This window comes from Tepidiforma sp. (assembly GCF_034433535.1).
GTDB lineage: Bacteria > Chloroflexota > Dehalococcoidia > Tepidiformales > Tepidiformaceae > Tepidiforma.
In genome coordinates this window covers 1-1898 of the sequence record NZ_DAOUAO010000244.1, presented here as the reverse complement: position 1 = coordinate 1898, position 1898 = coordinate 1, and the positions used below count along the sequence as shown (strand labels likewise).

2 protein-coding genes are annotated in these 1898 nt (G+C 67.2%); both read right to left on the bottom strand.

Annotated features, from left to right (window positions below; genetic code table 11):
- Positions 1-451: 451 nt before the first annotated feature.
- On the bottom strand, positions 452-1189 hold the full coding sequence (locus tag VAE46_RS12990; RefSeq protein WP_322797369.1) for a dolichyl-phosphate beta-glucosyltransferase: 738 nt from the start codon (positions 1187-1189) through the stop codon (positions 452-454).
- 198 nt (positions 1190-1387) lie between these two features.
- Positions 1388-1663, bottom strand: coding sequence for a 30S ribosomal protein S20 (gene rpsT / locus VAE46_RS12985; protein ID WP_322797368.1), 276 nt, complete (start codon positions 1661-1663; stop codon positions 1388-1390).
- Positions 1664-1898 lie beyond the last annotated feature (235 nt).

Below are 1898 nucleotides of genomic sequence, written 5' to 3'. Positions count from 1 at the left end.
GGTGGAGGAACACGTTGGTCGCAACGATGAGCATCTGGTTGCGAGGCGTGTTCGGGTAGCCGGTGCGGAAGATGGACTTCCAGACGTAGTTGTGGAAGAGCTTGTCGTAGATCTTATCGGCGAGGGTTGGCTTGGGTGGTGCTTCGACGGCCATCGGGGTTCTTTCTCCGTGCTAGCTCAGGGGTCTCGCGCTACTTTTGCCACCACTGGCCGAAGAGGACGAGGATCCCCAGGCAGGCAGCCATGGTGATTGCGACGATGACGAGTTCAAGCGGTTCGGCGTAGTCGTGCGGCAGGTTTGCCCATTCCAAGGTTCCGGCCTCCCCCTCGCTGGCACCCGGGCGCGGACCGGCCCGGGGGCAGAACTTTGTGAATCCTGTAGCAAGGGGTACTTATACCATCGGGCCCCGGGGGGATCAAACGTGGAAAGCCCCGATGTGTGGGCTGGCTCTCAGCCCTCGGGGATGGTGATGGGCGGGCGCTTGCGAAAGCGCATGCGGAGGAGGCCCCGGATGTCTTCGATGGCCGTGCTGACGATGCGGACCTTGGTGTCGGGGTCTTCGACCCAGTGGACGGGGAGTTCGCAGATGCGAAAGCCGGCCTGGTGGGCGAGGATGAGCAGCTCGGTATCGAAGAACCACATGCGGTTCTCGATGTGGGGGACGATGGCCTGGACGGCGCGGCGGCTGAGGGCCTTGAAGCCGCACTGGGCATCGGTGATGCGGAGGGTGGGGAAGGTGAGGCGGATGAGGGCGACGTAGCCGCGGCTGGTGATTTCGCGCTTGAGCTGGCGCCTGACGCGGGCGCCGCGGGCGAGGCGGGAGCCGATGGCGACATCGCAGTGGCGGTCGGCGACGAGGGCGATGAGCTCGGGGAGGTGGCGGAGGTCGGTGGAGAGGTCGACATCCATGTAGCTGACGATGTCGGCATCGCTCTGGAGCCAGGCTTCGCGGAGGGCGAGCCCGCGGCCTTTGATATCGAGGACGAGGGCCTGGATGCGGTCGTGTTCGCTGGCGAGGCGGCGGGCGAGCTCGGAGGTGCCGTCGGTGGAGCCGTTATCGGCGATGACGAGGCGCCAGCGGTACTGGGGGTTCTGGTCGAAGAGCTGGAGCGTGGCGAGGGCGCTCTGCTCGAGGACGTGAACTTCGTTGTAGCAGGGGATGACGACGTCGACGGTTGGCGGGGTCACGGGAGGATTGTAGAGGAGGTGGGAGGTTGGAGGTTGGAGGTGGGAGCCGGGAGCCGGGAGCGGGGAGCCCCGCCAGCCACTCCACCCCGCCGGCAACAGGGAACCGGGAGCCGGAGCGGGGAGGTGGGAGGGTGGGAGGAAGCGAAACGCCCGCGGGTGCGGGCGTTGGGTGATGCGGCGGGGCCCCGGGCGGGTGGGTCAGGCGGCGGGCTGCTGGTGCTTGTTGACGAGGGCGGCCATGCGCCGCTTGAGGCGGTCGGCTTTGCCGTCGTGGATGGCACCCTTCTTGGCGGCGCGGTCGACGGCGGAGTAGGCCTTGCTCAGCGCCTCGCTGATGGCGGCGGCATCGCCGGCGGCGACGGCTTCGCGGAGCTTGCGGATGGCGTTGCGTGCGCGGGTGCGGCGGGAGCGGTTGCGTTCGCGTTCGCGGAGGGACTGGTGCCAGCGCTTGATTGCGGATTTATGGTGAGCCATGGTGCGTCTTCCCGGGGCCTCTGGTTGATGTGCCGAATTGTTACGGTAGCAAGGCGGGCGGGCTGGGGCAATTCGGGCAGGGCGTTCGCGACGGGTTAGAAGCCCCAGTCTTCGCGGGCGATGCCGAGCGAGGTGTAGAGGCTGGGCGGCAGGGGGATTTCACCGTTTTCGCGTTCGTAGTCCTTGAGCTGGGCGCGGAGGAGCATGGCGAGCACCTTGGCGTGTTCGAGGCTCA

What these genes read in the sequence shown, in the direction of transcription:
- rpsT (WP_322797368.1), bottom strand. Translation starts at nt 1,663, where the DNA reads ATGGCTCACCATAAATCCGCAATCAAGCGCTGGCACCAGTCCCTCCGC.